Origin of the sequence: Pseudoalteromonas arctica, from assembly GCF_012927645.1 — a bacterium.
Classification (GTDB): domain Bacteria; phylum Pseudomonadota; class Gammaproteobacteria; order Enterobacterales; family Alteromonadaceae; genus Pseudoalteromonas; species Pseudoalteromonas arctica_A.
In genome coordinates, this window is the sequence record NZ_JABBMT010000014.1 from 54,359 (window position 1) to 70,696 (window position 16,338).

A 16,338-nucleotide genomic window follows, 5' to 3' on the forward strand; every position below is an offset into this window, starting at 1 on the left:
ATGGCTGGTTTTGATAAAGTAGTGACAAATTACAGTGAAGCAATGGCTGGTCTTGCCGATGGTATGACTGTGATCGCTGGTGGTTTTGGACTATGTGGTATCCCTGAGGGATTAATTGCGCAAATAAAACGCCAAGGGACACGCGATTTAACTGTGGTTTCTAATAACTGTGGAATTGATGGATTTGGCCTTGGAATATTGCTTGAAGATAACCAAATTAGCAAAATGATAGCCTCATATGTGGGTGAAAATACGCTTTTTGAACAACAGCTACTTAGTGGTGAGTTAGATGTTGAGTTAACACCGCAGGGTACTTTGGCTGAAAAAATGCGTGCTGGTGGTGCGGGGATCCCTGCTTTTTACACGGCAACCGGCGTAGGTACTCCGGTTGCTGAGGGGAAAGAAATTCGCCATATCAATGGCCGCGATTACTTATTAGAGCCCAGTATTACCGGTGATTTTGCCATTATTAAAGCGTATAAGGCGGATCGCTATGGCAACTGTATTTATCGTCATACTGCTATGAATTTTAATCCAATGGCTGCAACTGCAGGTAAAATTACAGTTTTAGAGGTTGAAGAGATTGTTGAGCCTGGTGAACTTGAGCCGAGCCAAATTCACACACCTGGCATTTATATTGACCGAGTGATTCAAGGTGAATTTGAAAAACGCATAGAAAAAGTCACCACCCGAGATAACAATAAATAAGGAACCCACTGATGGCATTATCACGAGAACAAATCGCTAAACGTGTAGCGATGGAACTGCAAGATGGTTACTATGTGAACCTAGGAATAGGCATTCCAACTTTAGTTGCCAACTATGTGCCTGATGGTATAGAAGTAATGCTGCAATCAGAAAATGGCTTGTTAGGTATGGGGCCTTACCCTGATACAGATGCAGTGGATGCCGATATGATTAACGCAGGGAAAGAAACGGTCACGGCGGCTAAAGGTGCCGCCATTTTTAGTTCTGCAGAGAGCTTTGCAATGATCCGTGGTGGTCACGTAGATTTAACTGTACTAGGAGCTTTTGAAGTTGACCAACATGGCAATATAGCCAGCTGGATGATCCCCAATAAGTTGGTGAAAGGTATGGGCGGAGCAATGGACTTAGTGGCTGGTGCTAAAAATATTATTTGCACTATGACTCATGCTAATAAACATGGTGAGTCTAAATTGCTCAGCGAATGCAGCTTACCGCTCACGGGAGTGGGGTGTATCAATAAAGTGATCACTGATTTAGCTTTATTAGCTATAAAAGACGGTGCGTTTTATTTACTTGAGCGTGCGCCAGGGGTTTCGATAGAAGAAATAATAAATAAAACGGCAGGTAAATTAATTGTCTCTGGCGATATTCCACAAATGAAATTTAATTAACTTAGAGGTTTTGAATCCACCAATTTTACATAAATGTATACAAAACCCAACAACTAGCTTAACCTGAACTTTGGGTATAGCTTTCGGCATATAGACACGCGCTGAACTCAATAACTTAATGATGTGATAGATAATTATAGTTGCCACAGTTCACAGTTTAAAAATCAAAGTTAATAGACCATATTAAGTTCTTAGCTATCAAGCATGTTGTATTTAAAGGTGATATTTTTCATAGAAGAGAAAATAGTACAGATAGAAAAAGCCCTAGATCTATATAGATTTAGGGCTTTCATTTATTTACTGTTAATGTAAATCAGCTTATCGTTTAGAGCTTTTTCAGCTCTCTATTATTCGTCTATCGATCTCAACAATGCGTTAATCCCTACTTTTTCGCGGGTTTGTTGATCCACTTTTTTCACAATGATAGCAGCGTATAGGCTGTGTGTACCATCTTTTGAAGGCAATGCACCAGGCACGACTACTGCACCTGCTGGTACGCGGCCGTAGTGAGTTTCGCCAGTTTCGCGGTCGTAAATTCGAGTGCTTTGGCTGATGTAAACACCCATTGAAATAACAGCGCCTTCTTCAACGATCACGCCTTCTACGATTTCAGAACGTGCGCCAATAAAACAGTTATCTTCAATGATAGTCGGATTGGCTTGTAATGGCTCTAAAACGCCACCTATGCCAACACCTCCTGATAAGTGTACGTTCTTACCAATTTGGGCACATGAGCCTACAGTGGCCCAGGTATCAACCATAGTGCCATCGCTAACGTAAGCACCAATGTTTACATATGATGGCATCAATACCACATTTTTGCCGACAAAGCTGCCTTTACGGGCAACGGCATTTGGTACTACGCGCATGCCACCTTGCTGAAATTGTTCCGGCGTATAGTCGCTAAATTTCAGCGGTACTTTGTCGTAAAACTGGTTTACGCCGTCGTTCATTGGTTGATTGTCTCGAATACGAAACGACAGTAACACGGCTTTTTTTAGCCATTGGTGCACAACCCACTCACCACTGATTTTTTCAGCAACCCGGGCTGCACCACTATCAAGTAGCTCAAGTACATCGATGATGGCTTGTTTTACATCACTAGATACTGTGCTTGGGCTGATGTTATCGCGGTTATCCCAGGCGTTTTCAATGGTGGTTTTTAAATCTGACATAAGATCCTCTTATTCGGTTTCTGCGTTGAGTTTTTTACGCAATGCTTGATGAATTTTTGCTTGTTCTTCATCGGTAAGGGCTTGGTATTCGTTATTCGATACCACGAAGAAATCTTCTGCACGTTCACCTACAGTGGTGATCCGCGCGGCGTGTATATGTAATAAGTGGGCTTGAAACACTTCAGCAATTTTGGTTAATAAACCAGGAATATCCACCGCTTGAATTTCGATTAAGCTGCGATCTTTACGCGGGTGTGGGCGCAAGATGATTTTTGGCTTAATATTAAAATCTTTAAAGCGTTGTGAGCGATTCTTTTTAAAGCGAATTTTCTTTCTCGGATCGGCAAGTGCTTGATCAAGGCCGCGTTTGATTGACTGCGCTTGAGCACTGGCAATCGGATCGCCACTGACTTCAAGTACCACAAAACTAAACAATACATAGCCGTCACGCGTGGTGAGCACTTGGGCGTGTTGGATTTGTGCTTTTTTAGAGCCAATCACACTGACCAAACGAGAAAATAAAGCGCCAGAGTAGGGGCTGTAGACAAATACTTGGGTACCGCCGTGCATGGCTGTATTTGATACCGCAACACTGGGTTGGCTTAAATCGTCACAGTTTAGTAGGTGCTCGGTATGCCATGATAGCTGTTGTTCGCTAAAGGCGGTAAAGTAATTTGCTTTAAAGCGGCTCCAAATTAAATCAATCTGATTTTCATCATAGCCATTGTTGATGAGGCGTTGTTTGGCCTGATGCTTTTTATCGCGAATTTGGTCGCGCTGATCCATCGGGTTCTCAAGCCCAAGCCGTAAAGCACGTTGTGTATGCAAGTAAAGCTCGCGTAGTAGGGTGTTCTTCCAATCATTCCACAAATTGTCATTGGTGGCACGGATATCGGCGACAGTTAAACAATATAGGTAATCAAGTTGTCGTTCGGTTTTAACTCGCGTAGCAAAGTCTTTGATCACATCTGGGTCATTTATATCTTTGCGTTGTGCCGTTACAGACATAAGCAAATGATTAGTAACGAGCCAAGCAATCAATTTACCATCGGAAGTTGAAAAACGGTGTAATTTGGCAAACGCAATGGCGTCAACAGCACCGAGTTCTGAGTGATCACCACCGCGACCTTTGGCTATATCGTGGAAAATACCCGCTAAGTACAGCAGCTCAGGTTTGTCCATGCGAGTGACTATTTCACAACAAATAGGAAATTCACTAACTTTGGTTTTATCAAAATATTGGTAAATATTGTTGATTAATTTATGGGTATGTTCGTCCACGGTATAAGCGTGAAATAAATCAAACTGCATTTGCCCAAAAATGTTCCGCCACTGCGGTAAATACGCGGCTATCATGCCGTGTTTATGCATTAGTGTAAATGCACGGCCCATACCGTTAGGGTGTTTTACAAGGCGTAAAAAGGCTTCACGACAGGCGGCGTAATCTTGTAAATCCCCTAGTAAACGACGACGTACTTGGCGAATAGTACGAATAGTGCTTGGGTAAATATGAGTGATTTCGGGATTGTCGGCGATGTGCTCAAACAACACAAAAAGTTGATCACGGCGAAAGAATACGGATGGATTTTTTACCCTAATTTGGTGGCCAACACGTTCGAAATTACGATCGAGTTCAACCACTGCTTGTTCGTTACTTTCCGGTAAAATGCTTTGCTCAAAATATGATAACAACATTTGATTTAGCTCACGAACCCGGCTCATGATCCTAAATAAACGCTTCATCATTCGCTCAACGGAGGCTTTGCCATCACTGCCAAAGCCAAGTAAATCGGCGGCCAGTGGTTGGTGGTCAAATAACAACCGGTTCTCTGAGCGTCCAGCGGCTAAATGCAGCGCAAAACGGATATTCCAGAGATTTTCTAGGCATTCTAACAGCTCTTGGTATTCCTCATGAGTGAGATAGCCGTGGCTAATAAGCTCTTGTAAGGTTTCAGCCCGAAAATGCTTTTTAGCAACCCAAATGATGGTTTGCAGATCTCGCAGGCCACCGGGGTTTTCTTTAATATTGGGTTCGAGATTATACGCTGTGCCGTGACATTTTTTATGACGCAGTTGTTGCTCGTTTACTTTTGCTAAAAAGAATTCGTCAGAGTGCCATATTGGCGTGTCGAGGATATGCGCTTTGAGTTTTTCGTATTCGATATGATTACCAAACAATAAGCGACTTTCGAGTAAGCTGGTGGCAAAGGTGACGTCTTCACGCTTTTGCTCAATCGTTTGCTCAATGGTACGAACACTATGACCAATCTCTAAATTGAGATCCCATAGCATAGTAACGAACTGACCTATTTTTTCACAGATTGCCTCTGATGGTTGTTCGGTAACCAATAACAAAAAATCAATATCTGAATAGGGGTGCAGCTCACCGCGGCCATATCCGCCCACGGCGATTAAGGCTAAATCAGGTTCATGGGCTAAATCATAAACATGAAACAGTTTGATCAGTAGACGGTCAATAAATTCAGCCCGGGCATTAATCAAGTTACCGACGGGTTGTTTTGAAAACTCGTTTTGTAACCACTTGTAAAAATAATGAGAACAATCGCGATAATCGGTTAATTGCTCAGCATCGCTGAGCAATTTTTTTACTTTATTGGGTAATGCCACGTGGGCTGGCTCCTAAGCATACTAATTCACTCTAAGTTGGATGAGTCAGTATTTAATGTTCAATGATCCTGTCTATCGTATCATCTGATCGCAGCGTTAAAATTTCAACACCATTTTCAGTCACAAGTAAAGTGTGTTCCCACTGAGCTGATAAACTACGGTCTTTAGTAACCACAGTCCAGTCATCTTTTAGTAGTTTACACTGGCGTTTACCCGCGTTAACCATAGGTTCGATAGTTAAACACATACCCGCTTTTAATGTTTCACCAGTACCTGCTTTACCATAATGCATTACCTGTGGTTCTTCATGGAACTCGCTGCCTATACCATGGCCGCAATATTCACGAACGATAGAATAATTAAAGCCCTCAGCATATTTTTGAATCGCTTCACCGATATCTCCTAAGCGCATGCCTGGTTTAACCATTTTTATTGCTAAATAAAGGCTTTCTTGCGTTACTTCAGCAAGACGCTTTCCTTGGATGTTTGGCGTGCCAACATGAAACATTTTTGAGGTGTCGCCGTGGTAACCATCTTTGATAACCGTGATATCGATATTAACACTGTCGCCATCTTTTAATGCTTTGTCGTTTGGAATACCGTGGCAAATTACATGGTTTACTGAGGTGCAAATTGACTTAGGGAAGCCATGGTAATTTAATGGTGCAGGAATTGCTTTTTGCACATCGACAATATAATTGTGACAAATTGTATTTAGTTCATCAGTGGTTACACCGGGAACTACATGTGGCTCTATCATTTCCAGGACATCTGCCGCTAAGCGCCCGGCTACACGCATTTTCTCTATTTCTTCAGGGGTCTTGATCACAGCACTCATGGAGGCTCCATTGTCGAGTTTTATACATTTATCGGCGCACAAATTTTGCACGCGACGTTGAATATTTGTTTTTAATATGGTATAAAGCGCGCCGTCTTTTTACAAATAAATTCTTAAATGATTTTTTGTATTTAAGGCAAACACAATTTTATTTTAACACACACACGTATCGTCACATACACTTGGGTGCATTTCAGTTTCATTTAACTGCGGTGTTGGTGCTATGGGGTATGTGGAGGCCTAACCCTAAACTAAACAGAGGAAATACAAAATGGCAAACGTTTCAATGCGCGACATGCTTCAAGCTGGTGTTCACTTCGGTCACCAAGCACGTTACTGGAATCCTAAGATGAAGCCTTTCATTTTTGGCGCACGTAACCGTGTTCATATCATCAACCTTGAGCAAACTGTTCCAATGTTCAACAACGCACTTAAGTTTTTAACGGGTGCAGCGTCAAACAAAGGTAAAGTTCTTTTCGTTGGTACTAAGCGCGCAGCAAGCGAGTCGGTTAAAGAAGCCGCTATCGCGAGCGATCAGTATTACGTAAATCACCGTTGGTTAGGTGGCATGTTGACTAACTGGAAAACAGTTCGTCAATCAATCAAGCGTCTTAAAGACCTTGAAACCCAAAGCCAAGACGGTACTTTCGAGAAGTTAACTAAGAAAGAAACGTTAATGCTTAACCGCGAAATGGAAAAGCTTGAAAAGAGCCTTGGCGGTATCAAAAACATGGGTGGTCTTCCTGACGCACTTTTCGTTATCGATGCAGACCACGAGCACATCGCTATCCGTGAAGCTAACAACCTAGGTATTCCAGTTGTTGCGATCGTTGATACTAACTCTAACCCAGACGGTGTTGATTTCATCGTACCTGGTAATGATGATGCTATCCGTGCAATCAACCTTTACACTGGTGCAGTTGCAGCAGCAATCACTGAAGGTCGTGAGAGCAATATCGTTGCTCAAGCTGAGAAAGACGACTTCGTAGAAGCTGAGTAATTAGCTGTCATCAAGTCTTCACCTAAATTTAGGTGAAGACTTGCTATTCTTGTAGAGCGGGTAACCCGCTTATCTAACCTGAATTCAGATTTGAGGATTTACTAATGGCTGTAACTACTGCCCTAGTTAAAGAATTACGCGAGCGTACCGGCGCTGGCATGATGGATTGTAAAAAAGCGTTAACTGAAACAGATGGTGACATCGAGTTAGCGATTGAAAATATGCGTAAAAGTGGCGCTGCAAAAGCGGCTAAAAAAGCAGGTAACATTGCTGCTGAAGGTACTATCATCATCAAGCAAAACGCAGGTGTTGCAGTACTAGTTGAAGTTAACTGTCAAACAGACTTTGTAGCAAAAGACGTAAGTTTCTTAGCATTTGCTAACAAAGTTGCTGATGCTGCTATTGCAGAAACAATTTCTATCGAAGACTTACAAGCTAAGTTCGAAGAAGATCGTGTTGAACTCGTTACTAAAATTGGCGAAAACATCAACGTACGTCGTTTACAGTACATTGCTGGTGAGCAACTAGTTGAGTACCGTCACGGTGAGCGTATTGGTGTTGTTGTTGCGGGTGTTGCTGATGAAGAAACACTGAAGCACATCGCAATGCACGTTGCAGCTTCAAACCCTGAGTACCTAACACCTGAAGATGTACCTGCTGATGTTGTTGAAAAAGAAAAGCAAGTACAAATCGAAATCGCGATGAATGAAGGCAAGCCTGCTGAAATCGCTGAGAAGATGGTTGTTGGTCGCATGAAAAAATTCACTGGTGAGGTTTCTCTTACTGGTCAAGCTTTCATCATGGAACCTAAAAAATCTGTTGGCGAAATTCTTAAAGAGAAAAACGCAACAGTTACTGGCTTCGTACGTGTAGAAGTTGGTGAAGGTATCGAGAAGAAAGAAGAAGATTTTGCTGCTGAAGTTGCTGCACAGATTGCTGCTGCTAAAGGTCAATAAAATCGATTTCCTTTGACGAAAAAGTAAGTTAAGTAAATTTATCTGTTATTTGCTTTTGCGTCATCGCTGAAAATTCTTTAAAATAACCGCGCTCTTTATGTGAAAATCATAAGCGCGGTTATTTTTTATCCTTTTTTTATAAAGTTGGCTCAAATACTATGACAATCAATCGTAAACCTATTTTTAGACGTGTTCTTCTCAAATTAAGTGGTGAAGCCTTAATGGGAGACGAAGGCTTTGGCATCGATCCAAAAGTACTTGATCGCATGGCGCAAGAAATTAAAGAGCTTGTAGAACTCGACGTAGAAGTGGGTTTAGTTATCGGTGGCGGTAACTTTTTACGTGGTGGCTCACTAGCTGAAGCGGGCATGAATCGCGTAGTGGGCGATCACATGGGGATGCTAGCAACAGTCATGAATGGCCTTGCAATGCGTGACGCACTTCACCGTGCATTTGTAAATTGTCGTTTAATGTCAGCTATTCCACTTAACGGTGTGTGTGATGCATATAACTGGGCTGAGGCAATTAGCTTATTAAAAACGGGCCGTGTAGTTATTTTTGCAGCTGGTACTGGTAACCCATTCTTTACAACGGATTCGGCAGCGTGTTTACGTGGTATCGAAATTGAAGCAGACACAGTGATCAAAGCAACTAAAGTTGATGGTGTGTATAGTGATGATCCGGTAAAAAATCCAGAGGCGACACTTTACCGTCACTTGAGCTACAATGAAATCATTGAAAAAGAATTAAAAGTAATGGATCTTGCGGCATTCACTCTGGCGCGTGATCACAAAATGCCGTTGAGCGTATTTAATATGAATAAATCAGGCGCTTTAAAGCGTGTAATTATGGGCGAAGAAGAAGGCACTCTTATCTCTTCACAAGCCTCAGATGAAGTTATTAACTAGATTAGGATTGAACCGTGATAAACGATATTCAAAAAGATGCTGCAGAACGTATGCAGAAAAGTGTAACGGCACTTAGCAGTCAACTATCTAAAATCCGTACTGGCCGTGCTCATCCGGCAATATTAGATGGCATTATGGTGCCATACTACGGTGCACCAACGCCATTGAACCAAGTTGCCAATGTAACGATTGAAGATTCACGTACACTCGCGTTAAGTGTATTTGATAAATCGCTTGCACAAGCGGTAGAGAAAGCAATCATGGCATCTGACTTAGGTTTAAATCCAATGTCAGCAGGTTCGGTGATCCGTGTACCACTTCCTCCACTAACAGAAGAACGTCGTAAAAACTTAATCAAAATCGTTCGTGGTGAAGTTGAAAGCGGCCGTGTTGCAATCCGTAATATTCGTCGTGATGCAAACGGTGATGTAAAAAGCTTATTGAAAGATAAAGAAATCTCTGAAGATGAAGCGCGTCAATCAGATGATGAAATTCAAAAGCTTACGGACAAATTCATTAAAGAGATGGACACTCAATTAGCGGCGAAAGAAGCCGAATTGATGGAAATATAAGCAGCTAAATAACCCAGATACGGGTTAGTAAATTTATTAGTTTTGAAACGCCGTCTGGGGTATACTAGGCGGCGTTTTTTTATGGAATACTCGATATTTATGGTTCTTAACGCTGATAAAATTTCCCAGCAATGTTTACCCAAGCATGTCGCTATAATCATGGATGGCAATGGCCGTTGGGCACAAGCCAAGAATAGGCCGCGTGTGTACGGGCATAAAAAAGGCGTGGATGCGGTTCGTCACTCTGTGCAGTTTTGTACTAAATTAGGTGTAGAGTCACTGACACTATTCGCTTTTAGTAGTGAAAACTGGCATCGCCCCGAAGATGAAGTCAGTACCTTAATGGAGCTGTTTTTGTTTGTGCTGAGTAAGGAAGTTAAAAAGCTACACAAAAATAATGTTAAGTTAACCATTATTGGTGACTTATCTCGTTTTTCAGATACCTTGCGCAGCAAGGTTGATGCAGCACATGAACTAACTGCCAATAACACTGGCTTGCAATTGAATGTGGCAGCAAATTATGGCGGTCGATGGGATATAGCAAATGCTGCAAAGCAATTAGGTAAGCTGATTGCTGCAGGGACGTTAAACCCTGATGACATTACAGAGCAGGATTTAGCCGCCCATATGAGCATGCAAGATCAGGCCGAACCTGACTTGTTGATCCGTACTGGTGGTGATTTACGCATAAGCAACTTTTTATTGTGGCAAGCTGCTTATGCTGAACTTTATTTTACCGATACGCTTTGGCCTGACTTCAATGAAGCAGCTTTTGCTGATGCTATCGCTTGTTACGTTGCCAGAGAGCGACGGTTTGGTTGTACTGGCGAACAAATAAAACAATTACTCGCTGAAACCTAATTAAAAAGGGTAACACTTTGCTAAAACAACGAATTTTAACCTCTTTAGTGCTAGCGCCTTTGGCACTGGTGTTGGTTTTTTATACACCTCTTACGTTATTTAGTTACATTGCTGGCGCGATTGTTTTATTAGGTGCGTGGGAATGGTCGGCATTTATGGGTTTATGCGATAAAGTTAAACGCTTTTTGTTTGTGGCGTTTATTGGTTTACTATTGGTACTGCTTAATTGGCATTGGCCAATTGATGGGTTATGGGACGATGGCCTGTTAGTGGGTGACGCAAATTATATATTCACATTATCATTTTCGTGGTGGATTGTAGCCACCTATCTAGTGTGGCGCTATCCAGCAATGGCTAAAGCATGGAACGAAGGAGTGATTATGCGCGCTATTGCCGGTATTCTCACCTTAGTACCGCTGTGGCTTGCGCTAAATACACTGCGCAGTGCTAACTATGAGCAATCAACGCATTTTGGTTCGATGCTTATTTTAGTGATGCTGGGGATCGTATGGAGTGCTGATATTGGTGCATACTTTACGGGTAAAAACTTTGGCAAGCATAAGTTAATGCCAAAAGTGAGCCCTAATAAAACCATTGAGGGTTTAGCGGGTGGCTTAGTCGCTGCGGTGATTTTTGTTTTAGTGTTTTGTCATTTTACCAATGTTGATATGTCGGTTTGGCCAATTTACGCAATTATGACTGTATTCATCGCGTTATTCTCAGCGATTGGCGACTTACTCGAAAGTATGTTTAAGCGTGAAGCTGGCCTTAAAGACAGCGGCTCATGTTTACCAGGTCATGGGGGCATTTTAGACCGCCTTGACAGCCTAACCGCTGCGGCTCCCATCTTTGTGTTGTGCTACGCATGGACACTTAGTTTATGAGTTGTAAGCAACAACTCGTCATTCTCGGCGCGACAGGTTCTATTGGGTTAAGTACCCTAGATGTTGTTGCGCGTAATCAAGAACAGTTTGCTGTATTTGCACTTGCGGCAGGTAATAATAGTGAATTGATGGCGCAATTGTGTATTACTCATCAACCACGCTTTGCAGTGATGGCCGATGACAGCGCAGCAGCTAAGTTAAGCCAACACTTATCGGCTAGTGGCTGCAAAACAGTGATCCGCAGTGGCATTGCTGCCATGAGTGAACTGGCCGCTCACCCAGACGTTGACGCTGTAATGTCGGCGATTGTTGGTGCCGCAGGGCTCATACCTACACTCAGTGCGGTAGAAGCAGGTAAAAAAGTATTACTGGCGAATAAAGAATCTTTAGTTATGTCTGGTCAGTTGTTTATTGATAAAGTAAAGCAACATAAAGCCACTTTACTACCGATTGACAGTGAACATAATGCTATATTCCAGTGCTTGCCAAGTGCACTGCAAGGCTCTAAAACCAATGCTCAGTTACATGAGCATGGGGTAAGCAAAATTTTACTTACCGGTTCGGGTGGGCCTTTTTTAACCTGTGATATTGCCTCTCTAAAACAGGTTACTGTGGCACAAGCCGTGGCGCATCCGAATTGGTCGATGGGACAAAAGATATCTATTGATTCAGCCACTATGATGAATAAAGGCCTTGAGTTTATTGAGGCTAAATGGCTATTTAACTGCCAGGCAAACGATATTGAGGTAGTCATTCACCCGCAAAGTATTATTCATTCAATGGTGCAATACCAAGATGGCTCGGTGCTAGCGCAAATGGGGAATCCAGATATGCGTACACCGATAGCTCATGCTTTGGCATACCCACAGCGTATAGATGCTGGAGTAACACCACTGGATTTTTCACAGCTTGCTGATTTTACCTTTACGAAACCAGATTTTGCTCGCTATCCAAATTTGCAATTAGCTATTGCTGCGTGTAATGCTGGACAAGGTGCAACGACGACAGTTAATGCTGCCAATGAGATTGCTGTACAGGCATTTTTACAAGGGCAGATAGGCTTTACTGATATATACCGCATTAATGCACAAACATTAGACACAACGGTTGATGTAAACGTACATACGCTCGATGAAATTCTTGAATGTGATCGTTTAGCTCGACTTCAAGCGACGCAACTCATTGCAAAGGTAGTACGCTAATATGTTCGATTTTCTGTGGAATTTAGGGTCTTTTATTTTAGCGCTGGGAATTTTAGTAACAGTGCATGAGTATGGCCATTTTTGGGTTGCCCGCAAAGCGGGTGTCAAAGTGTTAAGGTTCTCTATTGGCTTTGGTAAACCGCTAATAAAATGGCATGATAAACACGACACAGAATATGTCATTGCAGCAATTCCTTTAGGCGGCTACGTAAAAATGCTTGATGAACGTGTTGATGAGGTGCCTGCTGAGCAACGTCACTTATCATTCAATGCCAAGTCAGTACAAGCGCGTATCGCTATTGTTGCGGCAGGGCCGATGGCAAATTTTATATTTGCCATCTTTGCTTTAGCAGCGATGTACATGGTTGGGGTGCAATCGGTGAAGCCGGTGGTAGGGTCTGTAAATGAAGGTAGCCGCGCTGAGCAAGCCGGTATTATGCCTAGTCAACAAATTGTAAAAATTGGTGATGATAATATTGCTACTTGGCAAGATGCTACGTTTGCATTAATGGCAAGTTTAGGTGATAAAAGTGTTGCAGTTACGGTGCGTGACAAGCAATTTCAAGAGCAGGTTAAAACGCTGAATATAGATGGTTGGAAGTTGGATCAGCAAGATGTGCCGCCATTAGCTTCATTGGGCATTGTACCGTTTCGTCCGCAGGCGACTTTAACCATTGCAACTATTTCGCCAAACTCCGCTGCAGCAGACGCTAATTTACAAGTTGGCGATGAAATTACCACTGTGAATGGTGAAATAATAACCAGTTGGGCGCAGTTAGTTACTGTAATTCAGCAATCAGCTAACAAATCATTACAATTTAGTGTAAAAAGACAAGATAGCATCGAGTTGCTAAATGTTACGCCGCAAGGGCAACGTAATAGTGATGGCTTGTTACAAGGCTTTTTGGGTGTAGCACCGGTGGTGGAAAAGTGGCCAGATGGTTACATTGAAACTAGACATTATGGCCCACTCGATAGTATGGTGCTGGGCGTAACTGAAACATGGCGCTTGATCAGCCTAAGTTTTGATATGATTGGTAACTTAATTACTGGTCAAGTATCAGTGAAGAATTTAAGTGGTCCAGTTGGTATTGCTGTAGGGGCGGGAACTAGCGTAAGCTATGGCTTAGTAGCATTTTTAAGCTTTTTAGCATTGATAAGTGTAAACTTGGGCGTATTTAATTTATTGCCCTTACCAGTGCTTGATGGTGGGCACTTAATGTATTACATAATTGAACTTTTTCGTAAAAAACCGGTCTCTGAAAAGACACAAGAATTAGGTTTTAAAGTGGGTGCATTGTTACTCATTTTTCTTACATGTTTCGCTTTGTTCAATGATGTATCGCGATTGTAAGCAATTGCGACAGTCTCGAATTAAAACACGATTGTAAAACACCGCTAAAGTATAATTTTAAGGTGTTGAGCGGTAATACCGTTGTAAAGGATAAAGATAATAAAATGGCTATAAAAAAACATTTGGCAGTAACAAGTTTATTAGGTGCTAGCTTTGCAGCCCTAGGCCAAAACTCCTTTATTGTTGACGATTTAAAAGTTGAAGGTTTGCAGCGCGTAGCGTTGGGAGCAGCATTAACACATATTCCTATTAACGTGGGTGATAGTGTTGATGATTATACAATTTCAAAAACGATTAAGTCTTTGTATAACTCAGGTCACTTCGACAATATCAAGGCACTACGTGATGGCAATAATGTTATTTTTAGAGTAACAGAGCGCCCAACAATTAGTGTTATTGAGTTTGAAGGTAATAAAGACATTAAAGACGAGCAACTTACTCAGTCGCTTGATCAACAAGATATTCGCCAAGGTGAACCACTGGATAAAACTGTGGTTGATAACATCGAGAAAGGCTTAATAGAGTTTTTCCACAGTATTGGTAAATACAACGCTAAAATTGATGTCAGTATCACTAAGTTACCGCGTAACCGCGTTAAGCTAAAACTTGAGTTTAATGAAGGCGATGCCGCATCTATTCGTCAGATCAACTTAGTTGGTAACGAATTATTTAGTGATGAAGACTTGTTAGCGCTTGCTGAGTCACAACAAGATTTACCTTGGTGGCAGTTTATGGGCAGCGATCGCTACCAGAAACAAACCATTGAAGGCGATCTTGAGAAAATTCGTAGTTATTATCTAGACCGTGGTTACTTACGTTTTAATATTGACTCAACACAAGTATCAGTGAGTCCAGAGCGTGAGTCTGTGTATGTAACAGCTAACATCACTGAAGGCGTTAAATACAAAGTGAAAGGTTTTGACTTCATAGGTGATCTACTTGGCCGTGAAGAATTGATCAAAAGCGTTATTCCACTGCGTGCCGGTGAACTTTATAATGGCTCAGTGGTTACCTCATCTGAAGAATTTATCAAAAGTTATTTAGCACGTTTCGGTTATGCGAATGCGGAAGTTCGCACCATTCCTGAAATTGATGACGAAACCAAAGAAGTGCAGTTAACCCTCTCAGTTACTCCTGGTCAGCGTGTTTATGTGCGTCGTATTATTGTTGGTGGTAATCAAAATACCGCTGATGAAGTATTACGTCGTGAAATGACTCAGCTGGAAGGCGCCTGGTTATCGAATCAGAACCTTGAGCGTTCAAAACTACAAATACAACGTCTTCCATACATGGAAAGTGTTGATTTTAATGTTGTGCCAGTACCTGGCATTGATGACCAAGTTGATGTCGATTTTACCGTTAAAGAGCAATCAGCAGGTAGCTTTAACGCAGGTCTTGCTTATGGCTCTTACTTAGGTCTGCAATTTAATATCGGTGTGACTGAATCTAACTTCTTAGGCACGGGTAACCAGATTGGCTTTAACATCAACACCTCGCGTGGTTCAGAACGTGTTACCTTATCGTATACTGATCCTTATTTCACTCCCGATGGTGTGTCGCAAGGCAGTAGTATTTTCTACAGTAATTATGATGCAAGTAAGTTTAGCCTTATTGATTACAAATCGAAAAGCTACGGGATTGGTACAAATATAGGCTTCCCGATTGATGCGGTAAACCGTATCAACTTTGGCGTACGCTGGATCCAAGAAGAGTTATCTGAGATAGCTGAATATGAGCAAACTCGTGTTATGCGTGAGACTTTCTTAGACCCTAATAATCCAGATGCCGGCTTCGACTTTACTAAATACGAACTCAGCGTTGGCTGGTCTCGTGTGACAGTAAACCGTGGTTTATTCCCAACCGCAGGTTCGCGTCAAACATTAAACTTAACCGGAACTACGCCAAACTCTGATTTAACTTACTTTAAGGTAAATTACGACTCGCGTTATTACTGGCCAATTACTAATAACCACCGTTGGGTATTCTCAACGCGCGCTGCATTTGGTTATGGTAACGGTTATGGCGAAAAAAATGGTTACGAACAAACACTACCATTCCAAGAGTATTTCCGTATAACCGAGATGGAATTACGTGGTTTTGACCGTAATACTATTTTGCCGCGTGCAATATCGCGTACACCACAATTAATTCCTGGCACTTCATTGCCTGATGGCAGCCTAACAGGCAATATAGGCGGCTCGCCAGAGTTTGATGTGTTAACACCGCGAGGACGTATCGGTGGTAATGCCAAAGCGGTTGCTGGCATGGAGTTAATTGTGCCAACACCATTTTTAGATGAAGAGAATACCAGTTCTGTACGTACCAGTTTTTTTGTTGATGCTGCAAACGTATGGGATACTGAATTTAACGTTGATCGTTATAAAAATTTAGGGCCGGATGAACGCGCTAAGCTTGAGGATTATTCAGATCCGCTGCGCTTTAGGGTATCAACTGGTTTATCATTACAATGGATCTCACCTATGGGTCCTATGTTGATTAGTTTTGCGTATCCATTGCAACAAGAAGAAGATGACGATACGAAGACCATCAGCTTTAACATTAGTAATACATTCTAAAGGAG

14 protein-coding genes are annotated in these 16,338 nt (G+C 42.0%); 11 read left to right on the top strand and 3 right to left on the bottom strand.

All coding sequences use genetic code 11. The annotated features are described in order from the left end of the window. Both HHO47_RS10540 and HHO47_RS10545 read left to right on the top strand, forming a co-directional pair. A complete protein-coding gene (locus HHO47_RS10540; RefSeq protein ID WP_169020273.1) occupies nucleotides 1-708 on the top strand; it encodes a CoA transferase subunit A in 708 nt (235 codons plus the stop codon). Nucleotides 709-719: 11 nt separating this feature from the next. After that, nucleotides 720-1,379: a 3-oxoacid CoA-transferase subunit B gene (locus HHO47_RS10545; RefSeq protein ID WP_169020274.1), complete on the top strand. Its 660-nt coding sequence runs from the start codon at nucleotides 720-722 to the stop codon at nucleotides 1,377-1,379. A 347-nt stretch (nucleotides 1,380-1,726) separates the two neighbouring features. Here HHO47_RS10545 and dapD read toward each other — a convergent pair whose 3' ends face one another. The 3 genes from dapD to map are packed head-to-tail and all read right to left on the bottom strand — an operon-like array spanning nucleotide 1,727 to nucleotide 6,020. Next, nucleotides 1,727-2,554: a 2,3,4,5-tetrahydropyridine-2,6-dicarboxylate N-succinyltransferase gene (gene dapD / locus HHO47_RS10550; protein WP_169020275.1), complete on the bottom strand. Its 828-nt coding sequence runs from the start codon at nucleotides 2,552-2,554 to the stop codon at nucleotides 1,727-1,729. Nucleotides 2,555-2,563: 9 nt separating this feature from the next. Then, nucleotides 2,564-5,182 carry a [protein-PII] uridylyltransferase gene (glnD, locus tag HHO47_RS10555; RefSeq protein WP_169020276.1) on the bottom strand — a complete coding sequence of 873 codons (2,619 nt, stop codon included), beginning with the start codon at nucleotides 5,180-5,182 and terminating at the stop codon, nucleotides 2,564-2,566. A gap of 52 nt (nucleotides 5,183-5,234) precedes the next feature. After that, nucleotides 5,235-6,020, bottom strand: a complete 786-nt coding sequence (map, locus tag HHO47_RS10560) for a type I methionyl aminopeptidase (RefSeq protein ID WP_169020277.1) — start codon at nucleotides 6,018-6,020, stop codon at nucleotides 5,235-5,237. Between the two features lie 271 nt (nucleotides 6,021-6,291). Here map and rpsB point away from each other — a divergent pair, with 271 nt between their 5' ends. The 9 genes from rpsB (at nucleotide 6,292) to bamA (ending at nucleotide 16,333) form a co-directional block, all read left to right on the top strand. Beyond that, the gene (rpsB, locus tag HHO47_RS10565) at nucleotides 6,292-7,020 is read left to right on the top strand and encodes a 30S ribosomal protein S2 (protein WP_169020278.1); all 729 of its coding nucleotides are present in this window, start codon (nucleotides 6,292-6,294) and stop codon (nucleotides 7,018-7,020) included. Between the two features lie 104 nt (nucleotides 7,021-7,124). Next, complete coding sequence (gene tsf, locus HHO47_RS10570) at nucleotides 7,125-7,976, top strand: translation elongation factor Ts (protein WP_169020279.1); 852 nt, start codon at nucleotides 7,125-7,127, stop codon at nucleotides 7,974-7,976. 158 nt (nucleotides 7,977-8,134) lie between these two features. After that, nucleotides 8,135-8,884, top strand: a complete 750-nt coding sequence (gene pyrH, locus HHO47_RS10575) for a UMP kinase (RefSeq protein WP_145240474.1) — start codon at nucleotides 8,135-8,137, stop codon at nucleotides 8,882-8,884. Between the two features lie 50 nt (nucleotides 8,885-8,934). Then, nucleotides 8,935-9,456 carry a ribosome recycling factor gene (gene frr / locus HHO47_RS10580; RefSeq protein WP_211183689.1) on the top strand — a complete coding sequence of 174 codons (522 nt, stop codon included), beginning with the start codon at nucleotides 8,935-8,937 and terminating at the stop codon, nucleotides 9,454-9,456. A gap of 81 nt (nucleotides 9,457-9,537) precedes the next feature. Beyond that, nucleotides 9,538-10,317 (top strand): isoprenyl transferase, encoded by a 780-nt coding sequence (locus HHO47_RS10585; protein WP_169020280.1) that lies wholly within the window; start codon nucleotides 9,538-9,540, stop codon nucleotides 10,315-10,317. A 17-nt stretch (nucleotides 10,318-10,334) separates the two neighbouring features. Next, nucleotides 10,335-11,201: a phosphatidate cytidylyltransferase gene (locus tag HHO47_RS10590; RefSeq protein WP_169020281.1), complete on the top strand. Its 867-nt coding sequence runs from the start codon at nucleotides 10,335-10,337 to the stop codon at nucleotides 11,199-11,201. Then, nucleotides 11,198-12,403, top strand: coding sequence for a 1-deoxy-D-xylulose-5-phosphate reductoisomerase (ispC, locus tag HHO47_RS10595; RefSeq protein WP_169020282.1), 1,206 nt, complete (start codon nucleotides 11,198-11,200; stop codon nucleotides 12,401-12,403). The genes HHO47_RS10590 and ispC overlap by 4 nt, the downstream gene beginning before the upstream one ends. 1 nt (nucleotide 12,404) lies before the next feature. Next, nucleotides 12,405-13,757 (top strand): sigma E protease regulator RseP, encoded by a 1,353-nt coding sequence (rseP, locus tag HHO47_RS10600; protein ID WP_169020283.1) that lies wholly within the window; start codon nucleotides 12,405-12,407, stop codon nucleotides 13,755-13,757. 104 nt (nucleotides 13,758-13,861) lie between these two features. After that, on the top strand, nucleotides 13,862-16,333 hold the full coding sequence (bamA, locus tag HHO47_RS10605) for an outer membrane protein assembly factor BamA (RefSeq protein WP_169020284.1): 2,472 nt from the start codon (nucleotides 13,862-13,864) through the stop codon (nucleotides 16,331-16,333). The last annotated feature ends 5 nt before the right edge of the window (nucleotides 16,334-16,338 follow it).

Coding starts and splice junctions, on each gene's coding strand:
- rpsB (WP_169020278.1), top strand. CDS start 6,292: ATGGCAAACGTTTCAATGCGCGACATGCTTCAAGCTGGTGTTCACTTC.
- ispC (WP_169020282.1), top strand. CDS start 11,198: ATGAGTTGTAAGCAACAACTCGTCATTCTCGGCGCGACAGGTTCTATT.
- frr (WP_211183689.1), top strand. CDS start 8,935: ATGCAGAAAAGTGTAACGGCACTTAGCAGTCAACTATCTAAAATCCGT.
- HHO47_RS10545 (WP_169020274.1), top strand. CDS start 720: ATGGCATTATCACGAGAACAAATCGCTAAACGTGTAGCGATGGAACTG.
- HHO47_RS10585 (WP_169020280.1), top strand. CDS start 9,538: ATGGAATACTCGATATTTATGGTTCTTAACGCTGATAAAATTTCCCAG.
- bamA (WP_169020284.1), top strand. CDS start 13,862: ATGGCTATAAAAAAACATTTGGCAGTAACAAGTTTATTAGGTGCTAGC.
- rseP (WP_169020283.1), top strand. CDS start 12,405: ATGTTCGATTTTCTGTGGAATTTAGGGTCTTTTATTTTAGCGCTGGGA.
- pyrH (WP_145240474.1), top strand. CDS start 8,135: ATGACAATCAATCGTAAACCTATTTTTAGACGTGTTCTTCTCAAATTA.
- tsf (WP_169020279.1), top strand. CDS start 7,125: ATGGCTGTAACTACTGCCCTAGTTAAAGAATTACGCGAGCGTACCGGC.
- HHO47_RS10540 (WP_169020273.1), top strand. CDS start 1: ATGGCTGGTTTTGATAAAGTAGTGACAAATTACAGTGAAGCAATGGCT.
- dapD (WP_169020275.1), bottom strand. CDS start 2,554: ATGTCAGATTTAAAAACCACCATTGAAAACGCCTGGGATAACCGCGAT.
- map (WP_169020277.1), bottom strand. CDS start 6,020: ATGAGTGCTGTGATCAAGACCCCTGAAGAAATAGAGAAAATGCGTGTA.